The 21045-nt window shown below is 69.6% G+C and carries 20 protein-coding genes; 6 read left to right on the top strand and 14 right to left on the bottom strand.

The features are described from left to right. Nucleotides 1-94: 94 nt before the first annotated feature. From F4562_RS09995 to F4562_RS10015, 5 genes are read right to left on the bottom strand one after another with little or no spacing between them, the layout of a single operon-like run. Nucleotides 95-925 carry an ABC transporter permease gene (locus F4562_RS09995; protein ID WP_184539342.1) on the bottom strand — a complete coding sequence of 277 codons (831 nt, stop codon included), beginning with the start codon at nt 923-925 and terminating at the stop codon, nt 95-97. Then, complete coding sequence (locus F4562_RS10000) at nt 922-1773, bottom strand: ABC transporter permease (protein ID WP_184539340.1); 852 nt, start codon at nt 1771-1773, stop codon at nt 922-924. The genes F4562_RS09995 and F4562_RS10000 overlap by 4 nt, the downstream gene beginning before the upstream one ends. Before the next feature lie 40 nt (nt 1774-1813). Next, nucleotides 1814-3055 (bottom strand): ABC transporter substrate-binding protein, encoded by a 1242-nt coding sequence (locus tag F4562_RS10005; RefSeq protein ID WP_184539338.1) that lies wholly within the window; start codon nt 3053-3055, stop codon nt 1814-1816. An 8-nt stretch (nt 3056-3063) separates the two neighbouring features. Then, nucleotides 3064-4209: an ABC transporter ATP-binding protein gene (locus F4562_RS10010; RefSeq protein ID WP_184539336.1), complete on the bottom strand. Its 1146-nt coding sequence runs from the start codon at nt 4207-4209 to the stop codon at nt 3064-3066. A gap of 25 nt (nt 4210-4234) precedes the next feature. Then, nucleotides 4235-5692 (bottom strand): gamma-aminobutyraldehyde dehydrogenase, encoded by a 1458-nt coding sequence (locus F4562_RS10015; RefSeq protein ID WP_184539334.1) that lies wholly within the window; start codon nt 5690-5692, stop codon nt 4235-4237. A 193-nt stretch (nt 5693-5885) separates the two neighbouring features. Between F4562_RS10015 and F4562_RS10020 the strand changes: the two genes are divergently transcribed. Further along, nucleotides 5886-6380, top strand: coding sequence for an Lrp/AsnC family transcriptional regulator (locus F4562_RS10020; protein ID WP_184539331.1), 495 nt, complete (start codon nt 5886-5888; stop codon nt 6378-6380). 212 nt (nt 6381-6592) lie between these two features. On the opposite strand, the gene F4562_RS10025 is transcribed toward F4562_RS10020, so the two are convergent. Further along, nucleotides 6593-7228: a DivIVA domain-containing protein gene (locus F4562_RS10025; RefSeq protein WP_184539329.1), complete on the bottom strand. Its 636-nt coding sequence runs from the start codon at nt 7226-7228 to the stop codon at nt 6593-6595. A gap of 143 nt (nt 7229-7371) precedes the next feature. Here F4562_RS10025 and F4562_RS10030 point away from each other — a divergent pair, with 143 nt between their 5' ends. The 3 genes from F4562_RS10030 (at nt 7372) to aspS (ending at nt 10406) form a co-directional block, all read left to right on the top strand. Further along, nucleotides 7372-8115, top strand: coding sequence for an ABC transporter ATP-binding protein (locus F4562_RS10030; protein ID WP_184539327.1), 744 nt, complete (start codon nt 7372-7374; stop codon nt 8113-8115). Beyond that, nucleotides 8112-8783 (top strand): hypothetical protein, encoded by a 672-nt coding sequence (locus F4562_RS10035; protein WP_184539325.1) that lies wholly within the window; start codon nt 8112-8114, stop codon nt 8781-8783. The genes F4562_RS10030 and F4562_RS10035 overlap by 4 nt, the downstream gene beginning before the upstream one ends. 336 nt (nt 8784-9119) lie before the next feature. Further along, the gene (gene aspS / locus F4562_RS10040; RefSeq protein ID WP_184539323.1) at nt 9120-10406 is read left to right on the top strand and encodes an aspartate--tRNA(Asn) ligase; all 1287 of its coding nucleotides are present in this window, start codon (nt 9120-9122) and stop codon (nt 10404-10406) included. Between the two features lie 116 nt (nt 10407-10522). Here aspS and rlmN read toward each other — a convergent pair whose 3' ends face one another. Continuing rightward, on the bottom strand, nt 10523-11647 hold the full coding sequence (gene rlmN, locus F4562_RS10045; protein ID WP_184539321.1) for a dual-specificity RNA methyltransferase RlmN: 1125 nt from the start codon (nt 11645-11647) through the stop codon (nt 10523-10525). Between the two features lie 59 nt (nt 11648-11706). On the opposite strand from rlmN, the gene F4562_RS10050 reads away from it, so the two are divergent. Further along, nucleotides 11707-12789 carry a suppressor of fused domain protein gene (locus F4562_RS10050; protein ID WP_184539319.1) on the top strand — a complete coding sequence of 361 codons (1083 nt, stop codon included), beginning with the start codon at nt 11707-11709 and terminating at the stop codon, nt 12787-12789. Nucleotides 12790-12932: 143 nt separating this feature from the next. Here F4562_RS10050 and F4562_RS10055 read toward each other — a convergent pair whose 3' ends face one another. The 6 genes from F4562_RS10055 to F4562_RS10080 all read right to left on the bottom strand — a co-directional run bounded on the left by F4562_RS10055 (nt 12933) and on the right by F4562_RS10080 (nt 19283). Further along, nucleotides 12933-13748, bottom strand: a complete 816-nt coding sequence (locus F4562_RS10055; protein ID WP_311733862.1) for a phosphatidate cytidylyltransferase — start codon at nt 13746-13748, stop codon at nt 12933-12935. A gap of 83 nt (nt 13749-13831) precedes the next feature. Beyond that, the gene (gene frr / locus F4562_RS10060; RefSeq protein ID WP_184539315.1) at nt 13832-14389 is read right to left on the bottom strand and encodes a ribosome recycling factor; all 558 of its coding nucleotides are present in this window, start codon (nt 14387-14389) and stop codon (nt 13832-13834) included. A gap of 393 nt (nt 14390-14782) precedes the next feature. Next, nucleotides 14783-15478, bottom strand: coding sequence for a UMP kinase (gene pyrH, locus F4562_RS10065; RefSeq protein ID WP_221206172.1), 696 nt, complete (start codon nt 15476-15478; stop codon nt 14783-14785). Nucleotides 15479-15600: 122 nt separating this feature from the next. Further along, nucleotides 15601-16434, bottom strand: coding sequence for a translation elongation factor Ts (gene tsf / locus F4562_RS10070; RefSeq protein WP_184539311.1), 834 nt, complete (start codon nt 16432-16434; stop codon nt 15601-15603). A 109-nt stretch (nt 16435-16543) separates the two neighbouring features. Next, nucleotides 16544-17458 (bottom strand): 30S ribosomal protein S2, encoded by a 915-nt coding sequence (gene rpsB, locus F4562_RS10075; RefSeq protein ID WP_184539309.1) that lies wholly within the window; start codon nt 17456-17458, stop codon nt 16544-16546. A 430-nt stretch (nt 17459-17888) separates the two neighbouring features. Further along, complete coding sequence (locus F4562_RS10080; protein WP_184539307.1) at nt 17889-19283, bottom strand: CoA transferase; 1395 nt, start codon at nt 19281-19283, stop codon at nt 17889-17891. Between the two features lie 193 nt (nt 19284-19476). Here F4562_RS10080 and F4562_RS10085 point away from each other — a divergent pair, with 193 nt between their 5' ends. Continuing rightward, the gene (locus tag F4562_RS10085) at nt 19477-20172 is read left to right on the top strand and encodes a murein hydrolase activator EnvC family protein (protein ID WP_184539305.1); all 696 of its coding nucleotides are present in this window, start codon (nt 19477-19479) and stop codon (nt 20170-20172) included. A gap of 150 nt (nt 20173-20322) precedes the next feature. Here F4562_RS10085 and F4562_RS10090 read toward each other — a convergent pair whose 3' ends face one another. Further along, entirely contained in the window at nt 20323-20943 is a 621-nt protein-coding gene (locus F4562_RS10090; protein WP_184539303.1) for a hypothetical protein, read from the bottom strand. Between the last annotated feature and the right edge of the window lie 102 nt (nt 20944-21045).

The raw sequence follows: 21045 nt of genomic DNA on the forward strand, positions 1-21045 counted from the left end.
GCCTGGATCCGATCTCGCCTCCCTGTTCTCTGCCGGGGATCCGGGTACACCGAAGCCCCGTGCCGCCCGGTGGCGGCACGGGGCTTGACGGCAGCTAGGTGCGGCGGCGCGAGCTGACCGCGTTGAAGACCGCGATCGCGACGCCTACCGCGAATATAAGGGTTCCGATGATGTTGACCTGAGGCGGCACCCCGTTCCTGGTGGCACCCATGATCCACAGCGGGAACGTGTGGACGGCGCCGCTGGTGAACTCGGTGATCACGAAGTCGTCGATGGACAGCGCGAAGGCCAGCAGGGCACCGGAGACGACGCCGGGCAGGATCATCGGGAAGGTGACCCGCCAGAACGTCACCCAGGTGGAGGCGCCCAGGTCGCGGGCGGCCTCCTCGATCGACGGGTCGAGCCCGACCACCCGGGCCCGCACGGTGATCGCCACGAACGACAGCGAGAACAGCACGTGCGCGATGACCACGGTCACGAAACCCGTCTGCACGGCGACGCTGATGAACAGCGAGAGCAGCGAGGCGCCCATGACCAGCTCGGGCGAGGCGATCGCGGCGAAGAGCACCAGGTTGGTGGCTCCCTGCCCGCGGAACTTGTAGCGGCCCAGGGCCAGGCCCAGGAGCGTGCCGATCACCGTCACGATCAGTGTGGAGACCACGGCGACCTGCAGGGAGTTGATCACGGCCTCGGTCAGCTGGGGGTGCTCGTCCAGCCGGCCCCACCACTTGAGGGTGAAGCCCTGCCAGGTCACGTTCGACTTGCTCTGAGTGTCGTTGAAGCCGAACACGATCATGACGGCGATCGGCAGGAACAGCCAGGCGAGGATCAGCCAGACGTAGATCCAGAGCAGCCGGTCGCCGAGCCGGCGCCGGCTCGCGGGCCGCGCCGTCGTCTGCGGCGCGGAGACGGTGGGAGCGCTCATCGGGCCGCCGCCTCCAGCACGTTCTCGGTACCGAGCGCCCGGGCGTAGGCGAAGATGCCGATCAGCATCGCGGCCATCAGCATGAACGACAGCGCGGCGGCGGTCGGGTAGTCGTTGTTCTGCAGGTACGCGGTCTGGATGATGTTGCCGATCATCGTGTTCGCCGGACCACCCAGGAGGCTGGCGTTGACGTAGTCCGAGGTCATCGGGACGAAGGTCATCAGCACCCCGGCGAAGACACCGGGCAGCGAGAGCGGCAGCACCACCTTGGTGAACGCCCCGCGCCTGGACGCGTACAGGTCCTGGGCGGCCTCGATCACGCGGGGGTCGACCCGCTCCAGCGCCACGTAGATCGGCAGGATCATGAACGGCAGGTAGTTGTAGACCAGGCCGCCGATCACCGCCACCGTGGTCTGCAGCACGTGGAAGTCGGCGGGCAGCAGGCCCGCCGACTTCAGCGGCCCCAGCACCATGCCGTCGTCGGCCAGCAGGAACTTCCACGACACGGTGCGCAGCACGAACGACACGAAGAACGGCAGCAGCACCAGCAGCAGGTAGGTGGACTTGCGCCGGCCGCCCTTGAAGGCGATCCAGTAGGCCACCGGATAGGCCAGTGCGATGGCGATGGCCGTCCCGGCCAGGCCGTACCCGACCGAACGCAGGAACTGCGTCTGGTACTGGGTCAGGACGTCGCCGAAGATCGAGAAGTTGAACGTCTGGACGAACCCGTTGACCGTGTCGCCCTCCTGGGTGGAGACCGAGGCCATGAAGACCATCGGCACCACCAGGAAGATCGCCAGCCACAGGCCGCCCGGCAGGATGAGCAGGTAGGGGGTGAGGCGTTTCACGGGTGGCTCACCCCTCCCGGTCGATTCGCTCGGTCATCGGCTAGCCCTGCGTGATCGGCTGGAAGATGCCCTTGAAGACCTTCTCCTCCGCCGCGTTCAGCGCCTTGTACGACCGCAGCTTGGCCATGTCGGACTCGGAGGGGTAGATCATCGGGCTGTTGGCGATCTGCTCCAGCGCCTTCTTGTCGTCGCCGCTCGCCTTGGCGGCGTCGGCGAGGACCAGGTCCTTGGTGGCGGGCACCGGGGTGATGTAGTTGATGTACTCCACCAGCATGGTGGCGATCTTCGGCTGGTAGACGTAGTCCATCAGCGTCAGCGCGTCCACCGGGTTCTGCGCGGTCTTGGGGATGCACATGTTGTCGGTCCAGATCGTGGCGCCTTCCTCAGGCACCACGAACCGCAGGTCCTTGCCCTCGGCCACCTGCTGGAAGATGTCACCCGACCAGGCCATGGTGATCCAGATGTCGCCCCGGGCGAGCGCGTCGACGTAGTCGTTCTCGTAGTACTTGCGCACCAGCCCGGCGTCGCGCTGCTGCTGGAGCTTCTCCCCGGCCTTCTTCCAGTCGGCCTCGGTCGACTTGTCGGGGTCGATGCCCAGGGCGAACATGCCGAAGTTCCCGATCTCCTGGGCGTCGAGCATCATGCCGACCTTGCCCTTGTACTTCGGGTTCCAGAGGTCCTGCATGCTCTTGACCTCATCGACGTACTTGGGGTTGTAGGCGATGCCGGTCAGGCCGATCGTCCAGGGGATCGTGTAGGTGTTGTTCGGGTCCCAGGTCGGGTTCTTGACCTTCGGCGCGGCGTTGGCGGCGAAGTTCGGCAGCTTGGAGTGGTCGAGCGGGACGAGGTAGCCCAGGTCGATGGCCTTGCCGAGGTGCAGGCCGTTCGTCATGACCATCAGGTCGTAGCCGATGTCGTTGTTCGCGGCGAGCAGCGGCTGGGCCTTGCCGAAGAACGTGCCGTTGTCCTGGATGGCCTCCTGGTAGCTCACCTGGATGCCGGTGTCGGCGGTGAACATCTCCAGCGACGGGTACCTCTTGCCGTCCTTGTCGATGTACAGCGGCCAGTTGGCGAAACGGAGCGTGCCGTTCTTCTTCTTGGACGCCCAGTACGCGGCGACGGCGTCCTGCTTCGGCGGGGCGACCTTCTGGCCCTGGACGCCGCAGGCGGACAGGGCCAGCCCGGCGGCCGACAGTCCCGCCAGGCGCAGGGCGTCACGACGGGTGACGGAGCGGCTCTGCGTCATGCCACGCAGGAGGGCGGGGTTCGTGCGGTAGTGCATAGCGGGACTCAACTTCCGATCGCGTACGAGTGCTGCGGCTGCCACGACAGCCACACGGTGTCGCCGCGCTCCGCCGTGGTGGAGCTGTCGAGCGCGTTCTGCTGGAACACGGTCACCTCGGCTCCGTCGGCCAGGCGGACCGCGTAGCTGTTGTAAAGGCCGAGGTAGACGACCTCCGAGACGGTGCCGCGCACGACGCTGACGTCCCCGGCCGGTTCCTCCGTGGAGATCGTGATCTTCTCGGGTCGCACCGTGACCGCGATCGGGTCGCCGGCCCGGTGGGAGTCGCCCGCGACGAGGACGTGGTCGCCCTCCCCCAGCTTGAACAGCGCGCGTCCGGAGGCGACGCTGTCGATCGTCCCGTTGAGCAGGTTGGAGGTGCCGATGAAGCCCGCCACGAACGTGGTCGCCGGACGCTCGTAGATCTCCCGGGGCGGGGCGAGCTGCTCGACCAGGCCGTCGTTCATGACGGCGATGCGGTCGCTCATGGTGAGCGCCTCGCTCTGGTCGTGGGTGACGTAGACGAAGGTGATGCCGACCTCGCGCTGGATGCGCTTGAGCTCGATCTGCATGGCCTGGCGGAGCTTGAGGTCCAGGGCACCGAGCGGCTCGTCGAGCAGCAGGGCCCGGGGCCGGTTGACCAGGGCCCGGGCCAGCGCCACGCGCTGCTGCTGGCCGCCGGACATCTCCCGGGGTCTGCGCTTCTCCCGCCCGGTGAGGTCGACGATCTCCAGCATCTCGCCGACGCGGCGCTTGATCTCGGCGGCGGGGACCTGCTTGCGCCGCAGGCCGAAGGCGACGTTCTCCCAGACGCTCATGTGGGGGAACAGCGCGTACGACTGGAACACCATGTTGACGTCGCGCTTGTTCGGGGGGACGTTCGTGACGTCCTGGCCGTGCAGCCGCACGCTGCCCCGCGACGGGTCCTCGAACCCGGCGATCATCCGCATGGTCGTGGTCTTGCCGCACCCGGAGGGGCCGAGGAGGGAGAAGAACTCCCCCTCGGCGATCGTCAGGGTCACTCCCTTGACCGCCTGGACGACCTCACCGTGAGAGAGGTACTCCTTGACGACTCCGTCAAGTTCGATCGCGGGCACGTTGGGCGAGCCGGAGGCGGCGACCGCCGCCACCTCGCTCACCTGAATATCGGTCATCCCAGGCTTATCCCTCTGTTCGCGGCTATTCGCCGATGTAGTGCATGACGTGCTTGACGCGGAGGTAGTCGTGCAAGCCGAAAACGGACAGGTCCTTGCCGTACCCGGAGTGCTTGAAGCCGCCGTGCGGCATCTCCGAGACGAAGGGGATGTGGGTGTTCACCCACACCACACCGAAGTCGAGCCGGTTGGACACCCGCATCGCCCGGCCGTGGTCGGAGGTCCACACCGACCCGGACAGGCCGTACCGGACACCGTTGGCCTTGGCCACCGCGTCGGCCTCGTCGGAGAAGGTCTGCACGGTGATGACCGGGCCGAAGATCTCGTTCTGCACCATCTCGTCGTCCTGCTGGAGGCCGTCGACGACGGTGGGGGCGAAGAAGTAGCCCTTGTCACCGACCCGCTGGCCGCCGGTCAGGACCTTGGCGTGACCGGGGACCCGCTCGAAGAACTCCGAGACGCGGGCCAGCTGGCCGGCGTTGTTGAGCGGGCCGTACAGGGCGTCCTCGGTGTCGAGGTCACCGGTGACGGTCGCGGCGGCGGCCTCGGTGAGCGCGGCCACGAACTCGTCGTGGACGTCCTCGTGGACCAGCACGCGGCAGGCCGCGGTGCAGTCCTGGCCGGCGTTGTACAGGCCCGCGGTGGCGATGGACTCCGCGGCGGCCTTGAGGTCCTTGACGTCGTCGAACACGATGACAGGGGCCTTGCCGCCCAGCTCCAGGTGGACCCGCTTGAGGTCGTCGGCGGCGCTCCTCGCCACGGCCATGCCCGCGCCGACTGAACCGGTGATGGCGACCATCTGCGCGGTCGGGTGGCCGACGACCAGGGCACCGGTCTCGCGGTCGCCGACGACGACGTTGAAGACGCCCTTCGGCAGGACCTCACCCATGATCTCGGCCAGCTTGACCGTGGAGACCGGGGTGGTGTCGGAGGGCTTGAGCACCACGGTGTTCCCCGCGGCCAGCGCCGGGGCGATCTTCCAGACCGCCATCATCATCGGGTAGTTCCACGGGGTCACCTGACCGACGACGCCGATCGGCTCGTGCCTGATGACGGAGGTGTGGTCGGCCAGGAACTCACCCGACGTGGGCCCCTCCAGCGTGCGCGCGGCGCCCGCGAAGAAGCGGAAGTGGTCGGCGGCGACCGGGGTCTCGTCCTCGGCCATGCGTGCGCGCGGCTTGCCGGTGTTGCGGCACTCGGCCTCGTTCAGCTCCTCCGCCCTGGCCTCGATCGCGTCGGCGACCTTCAGCAGCAGGTTGGCGCGCTCGCCCGGCGTGGTCCGGCTCCACGACTCGAAAGCCGCGGCGGCGGCGGCGTAGGCCGCGTCGACGTCCTCCTGGCCGGAGATCGGAGCCTTGATGTAGGCCTCTCCGGTGCAGGGGTCGATGATGTCCGAGAACCTACCGCTCTTGGCCTCTACGAGCTCGCCGTTGACGTAGTTTCGCAGGGTGGTGAGTTCAGGGTTCTCAACCGGGGTGGTCACCGTCGACCTCCTATGGATCGGGGTTGAGTCTTCGCGACTCTTACAGAGTAAACGCCCTACGACAAGGGATTTCGTTGTTAAGATACCAAATTGCTACGAAATCGCTTGACAGAAGGCCGATTGCTGACAGCATGTCGCATCGGAGCCGCAACATGGCGGCAACAGCCCCGCAACATGACGCCAGGGAGCGCGGATGACGACGCCGCCCAAGGTACGCCGTGAAAACGACGGAAGGCCAGGCCCCGTCGTGCTCGACGAGCTCTCCAAGCAGATCATCGAGCAACTGCAGGCGGACGGGCGTAAGCCGTACGCCGCCATCGGCAAGGCGGTGGGCCTGTCCGAGGCGGCCGTCCGGCAGCGAGTGCAACGCCTGATCGACGCGGGCGTGATGCAGATCGTCGCGGTGACCGACCCGCTGACCCTGGGCTTCCCCCGTCAGGCCATGATCGGCATCAAGTGCGAGGGCGACCTGGAGACGGTCGCCGACGAGCTGTCGGCCATCGCGGAGATCGACTATGTGGTGCTGACCGCCGGGTCCCTCGACATCATGGTCGAGGTCGTCTGCGAGAGCGACCACCACCTGCTGGAGATCCTCGGCAAGATCCGCGCCATCCCCACCGTTCGTGCCACCGAGACGTTCGTCTACCTGAAGCTGCACAAGCAGACCTACTCCTGGGGCACCCGCTGACCTTCCCTCAGGGCCGGCCTTCTCTCTGGGTTTCCGGGCCTCGCGGCCCTTCCGGGGCCGGCCTTCCGTAACCCTGGTGGGACACCGGAGGGAGACCGGAGGGACACCAGAGGGATACGGCCACCGGGCCTCGTGGCGACCGTCCAGGACGCCGGTGACCGGGAGACACCGGTGACCAGGAGACACCGTCCGCGGCGGCGCGCCACCGGGCCTCACCGGCCGAGATGGGTCTCCAGCACACCCGCGAGGCCGGCGAGCAGGTCGTCGACCTCGTTGACCGCGTAGCCCGGCTTCAGAAGCACGGTGGCGAACCTCGCCCGACGCACGTCGGCCGCGGTGAGGGGGACGTCGGCGGTACCCCGCAGGGTGGCCACGATCCGGTCGAGGAAGGCGTCGACCTCGTCCTCGTCGTAGCCCATGCCCAGCCTGCCCGGCCGGAAGGCCGCCCGCTCGACGCGGACGGCGTGTTCCTCCAGCTCCGAGGGCTCAGGTCTCTCCGGTTCCGGGGGCTCAGGTAATTGCGGCACCCCCGACTGTGTCCCGGGCGACTCCTGCGGCTTCTCCGACTCCGGCGGTTCAGACGCCTCTGATGGCTCCGACGGCCCCGGCGGCTTCCTCACCTCAGGCGGCTTCTTCGGCTCCGGCGGCTCCGGCACGACGATCGTCCCGGCGGTCCGGGCCTCGATCGCCACGATGAACGCCTCCAGCGCGAAGTCGACCGCGATCTCGTGGTAGCCACCCAGCCTCGTGCGGAACCGGGCCTCGCGGATCTCGTCCGCGGTGACCGGCTCCCCCTCCGGGGAACCCCGGCCGAGGGTCCCCTCGATCCGGCGGATCAGGCTGTCCACCTGATCCGGGTCATATCCCACACGTACCGCGAGAACCCGTGGAAAGCGGTCCAACCCCGCGTCCTTTCACCTCTCGTCCGGTCGCCTCCATTCTTAAAGGACATAACGATCAAAAGCGAGTACCGCGATAAGGTGGCCGGATCATGCGACTTCGCACCGTGTCGTTTCGGTACTCCCGCCGAGACCCCTGGATCCTGCAAGACCTCGGCCTCACCCTCGAACCCGGTTCCGTCGTCGAGGTCACCGGTCGCAACGGGGCAGGCAAGTCGACCCTGCTGCGCCTGCTGGCGGGCATCGTCCCCCCGACCCGGGGCACGATCGCCGACCGTCCCGCGGCCGTGGGCTACGCCCCCGACGTCTTCCCCGTCGACCAGCCGTTCACCGTCACCGCGTACCTGGCCCACATGTCCAGGATCCGCAGCGCTTCCCCCGCCGTCATCGGGGAGCTGGCCGCGCGGCTCGGCGCGACCCACCTGCTCGACAAACCGCTGGGCGACCTGTCCAAGGGCAGCGCGCAGAAGATCGGGCTCATCCAGGCGCTGCTCGTCCCGCCGGGGCTGCTGATCCTCGACGAGCCCTTCGCCGGACTCGACGAGCAGACCCGCACCGCACTCCCCGCCATCATCGACGAGATCGCCTCGGCCGGCGGCACGGTCGTGGTCAGTGACCACCAGAACCAGCTCCGCGACCTGCCCGGCGCGGAGCACTGGCTCGTCGACGACGGAACGGTCACTCCCGGCGCGCGTCTCCCCTCCCCCCGCGAGGACGCCTCCCCCGGTGGCGCGCCACGGCAAACGATCATCGAAGTGATCGTCGACGCCGACGACGCCGACGAGGTGGAACAGAAGCTCCGCGCCGACGGCTACCTCACCAGGCGGTCATCGTGATCCATCTCCTGCGGTTCAAGCTGGCCGCCTACGCCAGATCCCACCGGCTGTTCCAGCCGGTGATCGCGCTCCTCGCGATGCTGATGATCTTCTACTCGACGCTGGTCCCGCCCGGCAAGGAACTGCCCTCCTACGCCGACTCGGCCGGGCTGCTCATCCTCGTCTTCGCCTGGGCCGCCCGCGGGACGCTCGACACCGAGCCGCCGACGCAACGGCTGATCTCGATGACGGCCGCCGGACGGCCCGGCCGGGAGATCGGGGCCGGGCTGCTCGCCGCGTTCACCGTCAACCTCGGCCTGGCGGCGTTCGCCGTCGTCATGCCGCTGCTGCACGGCTTCGCCGCCATGCCGACCGGCGGCGACCTGGCCCGCGGCGCCACGCTGCACGTGCTCGCCCTGAGCGTCGGAACCGCGCTGGGTGCTCTCGCCAGCAGGCCGATCCTGCCCTCTCCCGCCGCCGCCATGCTGGCGCTGTTCGGCGGTTACGTGACCCTGCTGCTGGTCAGCCTCACCCCCGCCGGCCCCTTCGCGGTGCCGATCATGCCCTGGATGCGCGCCGCCAACGCGGGCACGCTCGACGCGGCCCTGCCCGCCGTGGCCGCGGCGGCGCTGTTCTGGGCCGCCGCGGGCACGGCCCTGTACGCACGCCTGCGCCGCGTCCGCCCGTAACCCGGTCGACCGGGGTCGCCGACGCCCGCTACCATCGTGGCAACGCGTCGACGGAGACGAGTAAGCCGGGGACCCCGCGGGTCAGAGAGCCGCCGGTAGCTGTGAAGGCGGCCCCACGCCCCCGTGCCGAAGACCCTCCCGAGCGCGGGGAGGAACGGCCGCGTCGGATCCGACCGGCCCAATGCCCCGCCGGCCGGCCCCCGTCACCGGGCCAGAACGAGGCCGCCGCCTCCACGGACCCCGTCCGCAGCGGCGGCGGCGAAAGTGCGGTGGCACCGCGAGTTCCCTTCTCGCCCGCACTCCCAAGGGATCAGTTCATGCTCCTGAAGGAATGTGATGATCCACAGAATCCTCGCCGCCGAACTGCCACGGCACATCGGCCACCACGTCCGCCTCGCCGGCTGGCTGCACCGCCGCCGCGAGCTGAAGTCCGTCTCCTTCCTCGTCGTTCGCGACCGCTCCGGACTCGCCCAGGCGGTGCTCCACGAGCCGGTCGCGATCCCCGAGGAAACCGTCGTCGAGCTCACCGGCACGGTGGTCGCGAACCCGCAGGCGCCGGGCGGCGCCGAACTGGCCTCCCCCGCCGTGCGCGTGCTCTCCGAGGCGGTGGAAGCGCCGCCGTTCGACCTGTACCGGCCCGGCGTCCCGGCCGCGCTGCCGACCGTCCTCGACCACGCCCCGGTCGCGTTGCGCCACCCCCGGCTGCGGGCGCCGTTCGAGATCGCTGCCGCCGGAGTCGCCGGGTTCCGGGCGGCGCTCGACGAACTGGGCTTCACCGAGACGCAGACCCCGAAGATCGTGGGCACCGCCACCGAGTCCGGCGCGAACGTCTTCGGCATCGACTATTTCGGCCGCCCCGCCTTCCTCGCCCAGTCACCGCAGTTCTTCAAGCAGGCCCTGGTCGGGGTCTTCGAACGGGTCTACGAGGTCGGACCGGTCTTCCGGGCCGAACCGCACGACACCGCGCGACACCTGGCCCAGTACACGAGCCTGGACGCCGAGCTGGGCTTCATCGACGACCACCGCGACGTGATGGCCGTGCTCACCCGCGCGCTGGCCGGCATGCACGCCGCCGCGACCGAACGCGCCGGGGACGCGCTGGCCCTGCTGGGAGTGGAGCCGCCACGGGTACCCGAGGAGATCCCGGCGATCCACTTCGCCGACGCGCAGGAACTGCTGGCCCGGATGACCGGGGAGGACCCGCGCGGAGAACCCGACCTCGCTCCCGCCCACGAGCGGTGGCTGGGCGAGTGGGCACTGCGTGAGCACGGCTCGGAGTTCTTGTTCGTCACCGGCTACCCGATGGTCAAGCGTCCCTTCTACACCCACCCCGACCCCGAGCGGCCGGAGTTCTCCCGGAGCTTCGACCTGCTCTTCCGGGGGCTGGAGCTGGTGACCGGCGGACAGCGTCTGCACCGGCACTCCGACTACCTGGCGGCGCTCACCGCGCGGGGCGACGACCCGGAGGCGTACGCCGGCTACCTGGCGGCCTTCGCCCACGGCATGCCCCCGCACGGCGGCTTCGCCATCGGGCTGGAACGCTGGACCTCCCGCCTGACCGGCGCCGCCAACATCCGGCAGACCACGCTGTTCCCGCGTGACCTGCACCGGCTCAGCCCATGACGTTCTGAGAACCGCCGCGCACCCGGGGAGAACCGGTGCGCGGCGGTCGCGGCCGGGTGCCGGGTAGGGCTCTGCACCGGGCGGGTCGGGTGCCGGCGGAGCGGAGGCTGCTCGGGCTACTCGGCGGCGGCGAGCTGGCCGCAGGCACCGTCGATCTCACGGCCCCGGGTGTCCCGGACCGTCACCGGAACACCGTGGAACTCCAGCCGGCGGACGAAGGCCCGCTCGTCCTCCGGCCGGGAGGCGGTCCACTTCGAACCCGGGGTCGGATTGAGCGGGATCAGGTTGACGTGCACGAGCTTGTTCCTGACCAGCTTGCCGAGCAGGTCCGCCCGCCACTCCTGGTCGTTGATGTCCTTGATCAGCGCATACTCGATGGAGACCCGGCGCTTGGTCTTCGCGGCGTAATCCCAGGCCGCGCCGAGGACCTCGGCGACCTTCCACCGGGTGTTGATCGGCACCAGGGTGTCACGGAGCTCGTCGTCCGGGGCGTGCAACGACAGCGCCAGCGTCACCGACAGCCCCTCGTCGGCGAGCTTGCCGATCGCGGGGACCAGGCCGACCGTGGAGACGGTGATGCCGCGCGCGGAGATGCCCAGGCCGCTCGGAGACGGCTCGACCAGCCGGCGCACCGCGCCGATCACGGCCTTGTAGTTGGCCAGCGGCTCGCCCATGCCCATGAAGACCACGTTGCTCACCCGGCCGGGACCACCCGGGACCTCACCGGCCGCCAGCGCCCGTGCTCCCGCGACGACCTGCTCGACGATCTCGGCGGTGCTCATGTTGCGGGTCAGCCCGGCCTGGCCGGTGGCGCAGAACGGGCAGTTCATCCCGCAACCCGCCTGGGACGACACGCACATGGTGGCGCGGTCGGGATAACGCATGAGGACCGACTCGACCAGCGCGCCGTCGAACAGCCGCCACAGCGTCTTGCGGGTGGTGCCGCCGTCGGTCGTCAGCTCCCGCACCGAGGTCAGCAGCTTGGGGAAGAGCGCGGTGGCGAACTTCTCCCGGGCCGCGGCCGGCAGCTCGGTCATGCGCTCGGGGTCACCGTTGAGCTTCTCGAAGTAGTGCCTGGAGAGCTGGTCGGCACGGAACGGCTTCTCGCCGAGCTCCGCGACCGCGGCCCGGCGCTCGGCCATGGTCAGATCGGCCAGGTGGCGGGCGGGCTTGGCCCGGCGCGGCGCCACGAAGGTGAGCTGGCCGGGTACGGGAGCCCCGGACGGGCTGGCAGTCGACAAGTCCAACGCCTTCTCTCGACGGTTACTCGAAGCGGTGCTCTGATCTAGAGTCCGGAGGTGTGGCGACAATCCGCCCCGCCGGAGAGCGGGGAGACGGCGTCGAGGTGGTGTTCGTCGACGTCAACCCCTACGGGAGCCGAACCCTGACGGTCGAACGCGACGAAACCTCCTCGGTAGCTTACCTGTGCGGGCCCGGAGGCACGGTGCACGGAGCCACCTGGCTCGCCAACCACGGCCCGGCCCCGGACGAGATCGACCAGGAGCGTCTGAACGCGCAGCTGCCCCCGACACTCCCCGGGCCGCACACCCGGCACCCCGGCGGCAGACCGCATCTGGGCCCGCTGCGAGCACTCTGGTTCGAGGAGGGCGACGGCGTCGCCCTGTACGAGAACGACGAGCTGCTCGCCGTCATTCCTGGCTGGGCGGATCCGCGACGCGGCATACCCGGCTACTCCCGCGACGCCCTGGGCGAAACCCCCTTCGCGTGGCCCCTGGAGGAAGCCCACGACGAACTGACACCCAGACTGACCAGGGCACGTGCCTACTGGGACTGGCGCGGCACGGACGGCGCGTGGGCGTCGTACCAGCAGTTCGTGATGGGCCACCTCGACCGCGAACTCGGCTCTCCGGGCAGGTTCTGGGACGCCGGAGGCGGCCGGCTGCCCGCCGTCGGCGTCACCGAGCGCCCGCCGGAGCGCGGCAGGGACCACACCGTCCTGTCCACGGTCGGGATGAGCTGCCAGCGGATGCCCACCGTGGAGCAGTACGTCGACCGGCCCGACGACCAGGCCCGGGTGGAGCTCGTCGCGGCCACCTCGGGCGACCCCCGCGAGGCGGCCCGGTTGTTCCTGTGGCTGGGGCAGTACCCGTGGCACTCGGTCACCTGGCTGGGCCACGGTCACACCGCCACGTGGTACCACCGGCCGGAGACCTTCCCGCTCGGCCCCGCCTACGGCGGCGTGATGATGCTGGCCGGGCTCCCGGGCCTGCCCGACCTGTCGGGTTTCTCCTTCGGCGGGGACGCCGTACGGTGGCTCTGGCTCGTCCCCGTCACACCGGACGAACTACGCCTGGCCGCCGCCGAGGGTCACCGGGCGCTGCTGCCCCGATTATCCGCCGAGCGGCTCACCCGTGCGGGATGACCCGAGCCACCGGGCCACCGCTCGCACCAGTCGTCGAACCGCCGTTCGGACAGCCCCGTGCAGATCTCCCGTGCACCACCGCTCGGCGCCACCACCGGGCCACCGTTCAGACCAGCCGTCATGCGCCACCACCGGGCCACCGTTCAGACCAGCAGAGCCAGCAGGATCCAGACCGGGATCACCGCCGCCACCAATGAGTCGAGACGGTCCATCATGCCGCCGTGACCGGGCAGCACACTGCTCATGTCCTTGACACCGAGGTCGCGCTTGATCACCGACTCGACCAGGTCGCCGAGTGTCGCGAAGACCACCACGACCGCACCGATCAGCACACCCTTCCACACGTCCGCCCCCAGCAGCCACGCCACCAGCCAGCCACCCACCGCCATGCAGGCCAGCGCCGACCCGGCGAAGCCTTCCCAGGTCTTCTTCGGGCTGATCACCGGGGCCATCTTGTGCTTACCGAGGGAGATCCCGGCGAAGTACCCGCCGATGTCGCTGGCGACCGTGGTGGCGATGAAGACGACCACCTGGTCCGCGCCTTCCTGCGGATGGGCCAGCAGCAACGTCACGAACCCGGCGAGCAACGAGGGGTAGACGACGACCAGGACGGTCGCGGCGGCATCACGGACGTACCCCTCGGTCCCTTGGAACATCCGCCACGTCAGCAGGACGAGCACGGTCATCGCGAAGACGCCGACCAGCCAGGAAGTGCCGCCCCAGTAGGCGCCGGTGAGCATGCCGGCCATGCCTGCCAGAACCGGGACCAGCGGAACGTTGATCTCCCTTTCGGCGAACGACCGGACCAGCTCGGTCACGCCGAGCCCCACCGCGGCGATGATCACCGCAAGGAAGAGCTCCTTTACGAAGTAGAGAGAGAAGATGATGACCAGGGCCAGGCCGAGCCCCACCGCCACCGCGACGGGAAGGTTCCGGCCGGTACGGCTACTGCCCGCCACGGGTTCCACAGGGGGTCCTACTTTCATGCATACACAAAATCCCTGCCCCGTACGGACGACCCGCACGGGACAAGGATCATGGCTCAAACCTCGAGCAGCTCGGCTTCCTTGTGCTTGAGCAGTTCGTCGATCTTGGCGACGTGCCTCTGGGTGAGGTCGTCGAGCTCCTTCTCCGCCCGGCGGACATCGTCCTCGCCCGCCTCGCCGTCCTTGACCATCTTGTCGAGGATCTCCTTGGCGTGGCGGCGGATGTTACGCACGGAGACCCTGGACTGCTCCGCCTTGTTCCGGGCGACCTTGATGTACTCCTTGCGGCGCTCCTCCGACAGCTCGGGGAAGGCCACCCGGATGACCTGGCCATCGTTGCCGGGGTTCACGCCGAGGTCCGAGTTGCGGATCGCCTTCTCGATCGCGGCCATCGAGCTCTTGTCGAACGGCTGGATGACGACCATGCGCGCCTCGGGCACATGGAACGAGGCAAGCTGCTGAATGGGGGTGGGCGTACCGTAATACTCGGCGGTGATCTTGTTGAACATCGATGGGGTGACCCGGCCCGTACGGATGCCGGCGAAGTCCTCCTTCGCCACCGACACGGCCTTCTCCATCTTTTCCTCGGCTTCGAGGAGGGTCTCGTCGATCACAGCGGCTCCCTGTCTCCTGGTCGCTCACCACTCCTCACTCGCTTCGCGGCACGTTTCTGCATCGCACACCGCTCAGCTCGCTACGTCGGGCTCGCTCCCTGTCTTCTCGGTCGCTCACCATCCTCACGCACTTCGCGGCACGTTTCTGCATCGCACACCGCTCAGCTCGCTACGTCGGGCTCGCTTCCTGCCTATCGGTCGCTCACCGCTCCTCACTCACTTCGCGGCACACTCCTACGTCGCGCACCACTCCGCTCGCTACGTCGGGCTCGCTTCCTGCCTTCTCGGTCACTCACCATCCTCACGCACTTCGCGTTACGTCACCGCCCGGAGACCCGTGCCGGGCCGCCACGGTGACGTAACGCTCAGTTCGCTGCGTCAGGCTCGCTCCCGTCATCCCGCCGGGCTGACCAGCGTGCCGATCTTCTCGCCACGTACGGCCCGCAGGATGTTGCCCTCACCCATGAGGTCGAAGACCACGATGGGCAGTTTGTTGTCCATGCACAAGCTGATGGCGGTGGCGTCCATGACACCGAGACCGCGGGTCAGCACCTCGCCGTATTCGAGGTGATCGAATCGGACGGCGTCGGGGTTCTTACGGGGATCGGCGTCGTAGACACCGTCCACCTGGGTCCCCTTGAGCAGGGCCTCCGCGCCGATCTCCAGTGCCCGCTGCGCGGCGCAGGTGTCGGTGGAGAAGAACGGCGAGCCGAGGCCCGCCCCGAAGATGACCACACGCCCCTTCTCCAGGTGGCGGATGGCGCGACGGGGCAGGAACGGCTCGGCGACCTGCTGCATGGTGATGGCCGTCTGGACACGGGTGTCGATGCCGCGCTTCTCCAGGAAATCCTGGAGGGCCAGGCAGTTGATGACCGTGCCGAGCATGCCCATGTAGTCGGCCCTGGCCCGGTCCATGCCACGCTCGGACAGCGCGGCACCGCGGAACATGTTCCCGCCGCCCACGACGACCGAGACCTGCACCCCGCCGCGCACCGCCTGGGCGATGGAGTCGGCGAGGTGCCCCACGACGGCCGGGTCGATGCCCAGCGGCTCACCGCCGGCGAACGCCTCGCCGGACAGCTTCAACATCACCCGCTTCCAGCGGAGCGGGTCTGTGGACGACGAAACCGCCGACGTAGCGGGTCCTGGGTTCTCCTGCACGGCGGCGGCCTCCTCGTTTGGTGCTCTGTTCGAAGAGCTGGGATCAAGAATTAAGCCTGGCCGACCTTGAAACGGACGAAGGCCTGGACCTTGACACCGTTCTCGTCGGCGAACTTGGCGACGGACTTCTTGTTGTCCTTGACGAAAGCCTGCTCGAGCAGGGTGAAGTCGCGGTACCAGCCGTTGATGCGACCGTCGACGATCTTGCCGATGGCGGCCTCGGGCTTGCCCTCCTCGCGGGTCATCTCCTCGAAGAGCGCGCGCTCCTTCTCGATGACGTCGGCAGGGACCTCAGCCGGGCTGAGGTACTTGGGGGCCATCGCGGCGGCGTGCTGCGCGATGTCCTTGGCGACCTCGGCGTTGGCGGTGTCGAGCTGCACGAGCACACCGACCGCCGGGGGCAGCTGGGGGTCGGTCTTGTGCATGTAGGAGCCGATGAAACCGCCGTCGAGCACCGCGAAGCGACGGATCTCGATCTTCTCGCCGAGCGCGGCGTTGGCCTCGTCCAGGTGCGTCTTGACGGTCTTGCCGCCGAACTCCGACTCCAGCAGCGCGGGAACGTCGGCGGGACGGGTGGCCAGGATGTGCTCGACGACCTGGGCCGCGAGCTCCTGGAAGCGCTCACCCTTGGCGACGAAGTCGGTCTCGCAGTTGAGCTCCAGCAGCGCGGCGGTGGAGTCGCCCTCCTGCTTCAGGGCGACCAGGCCGTTGGAGGCGGTGCGGGTCTCACGCTTGCCGACGTCCTTGGCACCCTTGAGGCGGAGGATCTCGACGGCGCGGTCGAAGTCGCCCTCGGACTCCTCCAGGGCCTTCTTGCAGTCCATCATGCCGGCGGCGGTCAGCTCACGAAGCCGCTTGACGTCGGCCATGTTCACGGAAGCCATTGTCTTTTCCTCGTGGGAATCGTCGTGGATCGGGTGGGTGTACCCCATCTGGGCACACCCACCCGTGAGAAGTCGTACGGGTCGTACGGCCAGGCCGTACGAGGAGGACCTAGGCCTGCTTCTCGGCGCTCTCGGCGTCGCCCTCGGCCGCGGGGGCCTCGGCGGCCGGAGCGACCTCGGCCTCGGCCTCGGCAGCCGGAGCCTCCGCGGTCTCGGCCTCGGCCTCGGCCGGAGCCTCCTCGCTGCGGGTCAGCAGCTCCTGCTCCCACTCGGCCAGCGGCTCGGCGCCACCGGCGACGGCCGGCTTGTCGTCACCGCGGTTGGCGCCCGCGCGGGCCATGAGGCCGGCGGCCACGGCGTCGGCGACGACGCGGGTCAGCAGGCCGACGGCGCGGATGGCGTCGTCGTTACCCGGGATCGGGTAGTCGACCTCGTCGGGGTCGCAGTTGGTGTCGAGGATGGCGACGACCGGGATGTTGAGCTTGCGGGCCTCGCTGATCCCGATGTGCTCCTTCTTGGTGTCGACGACCCACACCGCGCTGGGGATCCGGGACATGTCGCGGATACCGCCGAGGGTGCGCTCCAGCTTCTCCTTCTCGCGGCGGCGCATGAGGAGCTCCTTCTTCGTGAGGCCGGAACCGGCCACGTTGTCGAAGTCGAGCTCCTCCAGCTCCTTCAGGCGCTGAAGCCGCTTGTGCACGGTGGAGAAGTTGGTGAGCATGCCACCCAGCCAGCGCTGGTTGACGTACGGCATGCCGACACGGGACGCCTGCTCGGCGATGGCCTCCTGCGCCTGCTTCTTCGTGCCGATGAACATGATCGTGCCACCGTGCGCGACGGTCTCCTTGACGAAGTCGTAGGCGCGGTCGATGTACGACAGCGACTTCTGGAGGTCGATGATGTAGATGCCGTTGCGCTCGGTGAAGATGAAGCGCTTCATCTTCGGGTTCCAGCGGCGAGTCTGGTGGCCGAAGTGGACGCCGCTCTCAAGCAGCTGTCGCATGGTGACGACGGGGGTGGACATGTGATTGTCCTCCAGGTCGGGGCACCCATCACTGGGCGCGGTTCTCGGTTAGGCGCGACAACCCGCGGTTGTCGCCCTGATGCCCCGGACCCCGATCCAGCCGGGCTCTCACCCGGACCGAGGGACCATGGCCCTTGACGGGGCATGCGAAGTCGGCCCGTGACTCACGGGCCACCGAAAAGTGTACCCGTAACCGCGCCTCCGCTTGACCTTCGCGCGTCAAGCCACCATCAACCACGGCGTGGCCGACCTCGCGGCCGGTGCTCGAATCCCCATCCGGCACGATCACGACCCGACGGCCCTTCCCCCTCTCCGCCCCGGGCCCGGCCACGACCCGAAGGCCCTCACCCGCTCTATCCCCAGAGTCGCCGGCCGCCGCCATCGCGGCGAACGCCGGACCCACCGCTTTGACGATCTTCGCGCGCTCCCCTCACCACCAGGCCGGCGGGTGCTCACCCTGCCGCGGCGGCGGGCTCGACCAGTGCGGTGGGACACCAGCGGCCGAACCGGGAGGCCGGACGTAGGTGAGCCTGCCGAAGGGGCTGTCCATCTCGGCGAGCAGGTCGGCGACCTCGGGTTCCGCTGTGTTCTCACCGTTGACCCGGCCCAGCCCGTCCAACCACAGCGCGGTACGGGCCAGGGAGAGCCGCACCCACCACGATCCCCCCTCCGCCGACCGTCGCAGCAGCGCGGCCATCGCGCCGAAGGCCGCCAGGTATCCGGTGGCGTGGTCGAGCACCTGCGCGGGCAGCGGACGCGGCCGGGTCCCGGCCCCGCCCTCGTGGACGATGCCGCATGCCATCTGCACCAAACTGTCGAATCCCCGTCTGCCGGACCACGGCCCCCGGGTCCCGTACGCGGAGATGTCCACGCACACGATCCCCGGTCTGATCGCCGCCAGCCGTCCGGGCCCGAACCCGAGCGCGGTGAGGGCACCGGGGCGGTAGGACTGCACGAACACGTCCGCCTCCGCGACCAGGTCCCGCAACGCCCTCCTGCCCGCCGGGGTCCTCAGGTCGAGATGACAGGATCGTTTGCCGAACGCGGTGCCGACCACCGCGCCGGGGATCTCGGGGAGGTGCTCCGCCCCCACCCTGAGCACCCGCGCGCCGTACGCGGCCAGGGTGCGTGTCGCCACCGGCCCCGCGATCACCCTGGTGAGGTCCAGCACCCGCACCCCCTCCAGCGGACGCCGGCCGCCCCCGTGGCCGACGGCCACCGCGTCGCCGATCCGCGCCAGGTCGACGAGGGGCGAGGCGGCGACCGCCGCGGCGTGCGGGTGACGGAGCCACTCGGCGCGGCTGCGCATGGCCGCCGCGCACCCTCCCGCCGCGGTCACGGCCTCCTCCACTCCGACGGCGGTACGTTCCGCGCACGCCCGGACGACGTCCGCCTTGCCTGCGCCGACGCCCAGCCCCAGTCCCGCGAGAGCCGCGTCCCGGTGATGGTCGAAGTTGCAGTGCAGACGGACCCAGCCATCCGCGGTCCGGTAGTCATCGGAGAGGGGAGCCCACAGTTCTCCGGCGGCCCCGTCGATCCTGAAATGACGCTCGTCGCGGAAGGCGACCGCCGCCTCCCGCACGTCCACCGTGGCCCCGGCCCCGGACGCGGCCGCGTCCGCCGACGCCTCGTACGCACCCATCGGACCACCCGCCGCACCCGGTGAGAGGGCGGCGGCCGTCGCCGCGGCGGCCCCGACCGCGACAGCGGCGGCGGTGCCGACTCGAAAGACGGAAGGCAGCACCGGATCGTCTCCCGTCACCCGCACCCGGGGCAGCGCGATCCCGGCCTCCGCCCCCAACCTGCGAATGCGCTCTTCGATCATGCGTTCCTCGCTTCCGTCATGCCCCGGGCCCTTCGCCGGCCTCCCCGAGGTTCCGGCATTGCGGCGCGGCCCACAAAGGTTCACGTCTGCGGCGGCCTCCCGCAGAAGCCCGTCCGCGCCGGTGTCCGCGCTCTGTCCACAGAACCTCGTTCGGCCCGGACCCGGTCCGCCTCGGACCGTCATCCTCACGAGCATGAAACCTCTTCTCGCCGGGGCGGTGCGAGTCCTGCTGCTGTTCTCCACGCTCTCACCGGTGCCGTTCCCGGCGCCGGCGTCCGCACCACGGCCGGCGCCGGCGGTGACCAGCACGGCGCAATCCCCGGAGACAACCGATGCCGGAGCGGGCCGGAAGACGGTCAGCGTGCCGGAGGGCCGGGAGAGCGCCGGCACGGAGGACCCGGCCGGGGTCCCGCCGTCCTCCCCGCGATGGCGATGGCCGATCACCGGACGACCACGGGTGCTCCGCGGCTTCGCACCCCCGGCGCAGCCGTGGCTGGCCGGCCACCGAGGTGTCGATCTCGACGCGGCACCCGGCACCGGAGTCCGGGCGGCCGGGCCGGGGACGATCGGCTACGCCGGGTCCCTCGCGGGGCGGGGGGTGGTGACCGTGCTCCACCCCGGCGGCCTGCGCACGACCTACCTGCCCGTGCGGCCCACCGTGCGACGCGGCCAGAGCGTGGCCGCCGGTGAGGTGGTCGGCGTCCTTGAGGACTCCCCCGGCCACTGCCCCGCTTCCTGCCTGCACTGGGGCCTGCTCCGCGACCGCCACTACCTCGACCCGTTGCTCCTCCTCGGCCACGGCCAGGTCCGGCTCCTCCCGGTCTGGCCCGCGCGCCGGTTCGCGACCGCGGGAACGAGGAGAGTGTCGTCCTCGGCCGTCGGCCTGTGAGCTCGGCGACGGCTCGCGGCCGGGTGGTGCGACCGGAAACGCCTGCCGGGCCGCGCGGTCGTCCGCCGGACGTCGAGGACGCCTGCGCTGTCCGGAGCGGGGGATGGCGCTCACGCCGCGTCACGCGGTCCGGGTGTCGGACTCCTGCGCTCACATCCCGAGGACGAAACTGGCGATCAGCATGATGAGGAGGAGGAGCCCCAGCGCACCCGTCCAGATGATCGACTTCCTGGCGCGCATCGCGAGAGCGGTGAGGAACGCGATGAGAGCCAGCATGAACGCGAGGCCGACGGGCACCAGGATCGCCCGCCACACGCCGCGTTCTCCCGCGGGCAGTACCCGGTTCCCCTCAGGAGTCAGCACGGCCGGGAAGACCTCGCCCACCTCCACCTCCGGGACGGTGTCGACGATGATCGGCTGCTTCGACCGGTCGTCGGGCACGAAGCGTGCATCGCAGTCGTAATACGTGCGCCTCCTCCGCCCGTTCCACTTGGTGTAGGGCTCGCAGGACACGACGGTCGCGGTGCCGGGCGTACCCGTGTGACCGGATGCCGCGCTCAAATCCGGCGCGACGAACCCGACGAGTTCGACCATCAGCCAGATGAACAGGCCCGCCGGAATGACCAGGCACAGCACGATCAGCCCGATCCCGAGAGACTCCGACGACGTGGCCGACGCCGGTTGTGGCCCACGGGCCGGGCTCTTCATCGGCGGCTGGCCGGCCGCACCCTGCCGGGGGTGTCGTCTCCTGGTCTTTTTCACGCGGGTCACACCGCCCACTCTGCGCGTCGGCGCTTGGAAGCCACTTGTGATCGGCCTGCCCGCGAGGAGGCCCCGGCCCTCGCCGATCGGGGCGGCCGTTCGGCGCGGGAG

The organism is Streptosporangium becharense, assembly GCF_014204985.1.
GTDB classification, from domain to species: domain Bacteria; phylum Actinomycetota; class Actinomycetes; order Streptosporangiales; family Streptosporangiaceae; genus Streptosporangium; species Streptosporangium becharense.

Bases quoted from the DNA above. Each gene is read 5' to 3' on its own strand.
- pyrH (WP_221206172.1), bottom strand. From the start codon at position 15,478: ATGTTGAAGCTGTCCGGCGAGGCGTTCGCCGGCGGTGAGCCGCTGGGC.
- F4562_RS10010 (WP_184539336.1), bottom strand. From the start codon at position 4,209: ATGACCGATATTCAGGTGAGCGAGGTGGCGGCGGTCGCCGCCTCCGGC.
- F4562_RS10085 (WP_184539305.1), top strand. From the start codon at position 19,477: ATGAAACCTCTTCTCGCCGGGGCGGTGCGAGTCCTGCTGCTGTTCTCC.
- rpsB (WP_184539309.1), bottom strand. From the start codon at position 17,458: ATGTCCACCCCCGTCGTCACCATGCGACAGCTGCTTGAGAGCGGCGTC.
- F4562_RS10030 (WP_184539327.1), top strand. From the start codon at position 7,372: ATGCGACTTCGCACCGTGTCGTTTCGGTACTCCCGCCGAGACCCCTGG.
- F4562_RS09995 (WP_184539342.1), bottom strand. From the start codon at position 925: ATGAGCGCTCCCACCGTCTCCGCGCCGCAGACGACGGCGCGGCCCGCG.
- F4562_RS10005 (WP_184539338.1), bottom strand. From the start codon at position 3,055: ATGCACTACCGCACGAACCCCGCCCTCCTGCGTGGCATGACGCAGAGC.
- F4562_RS10080 (WP_184539307.1), bottom strand. From the start codon at position 19,283: ATGATCGAAGAGCGCATTCGCAGGTTGGGGGCGGAGGCCGGGATCGCG.
- aspS (WP_184539323.1), top strand. From the start codon at position 9,120: ATGATCCACAGAATCCTCGCCGCCGAACTGCCACGGCACATCGGCCAC.
- F4562_RS10020 (WP_184539331.1), top strand. From the start codon at position 5,886: ATGACGACGCCGCCCAAGGTACGCCGTGAAAACGACGGAAGGCCAGGC.
- tsf (WP_184539311.1), bottom strand. From the start codon at position 16,434: ATGGCTTCCGTGAACATGGCCGACGTCAAGCGGCTTCGTGAGCTGACC.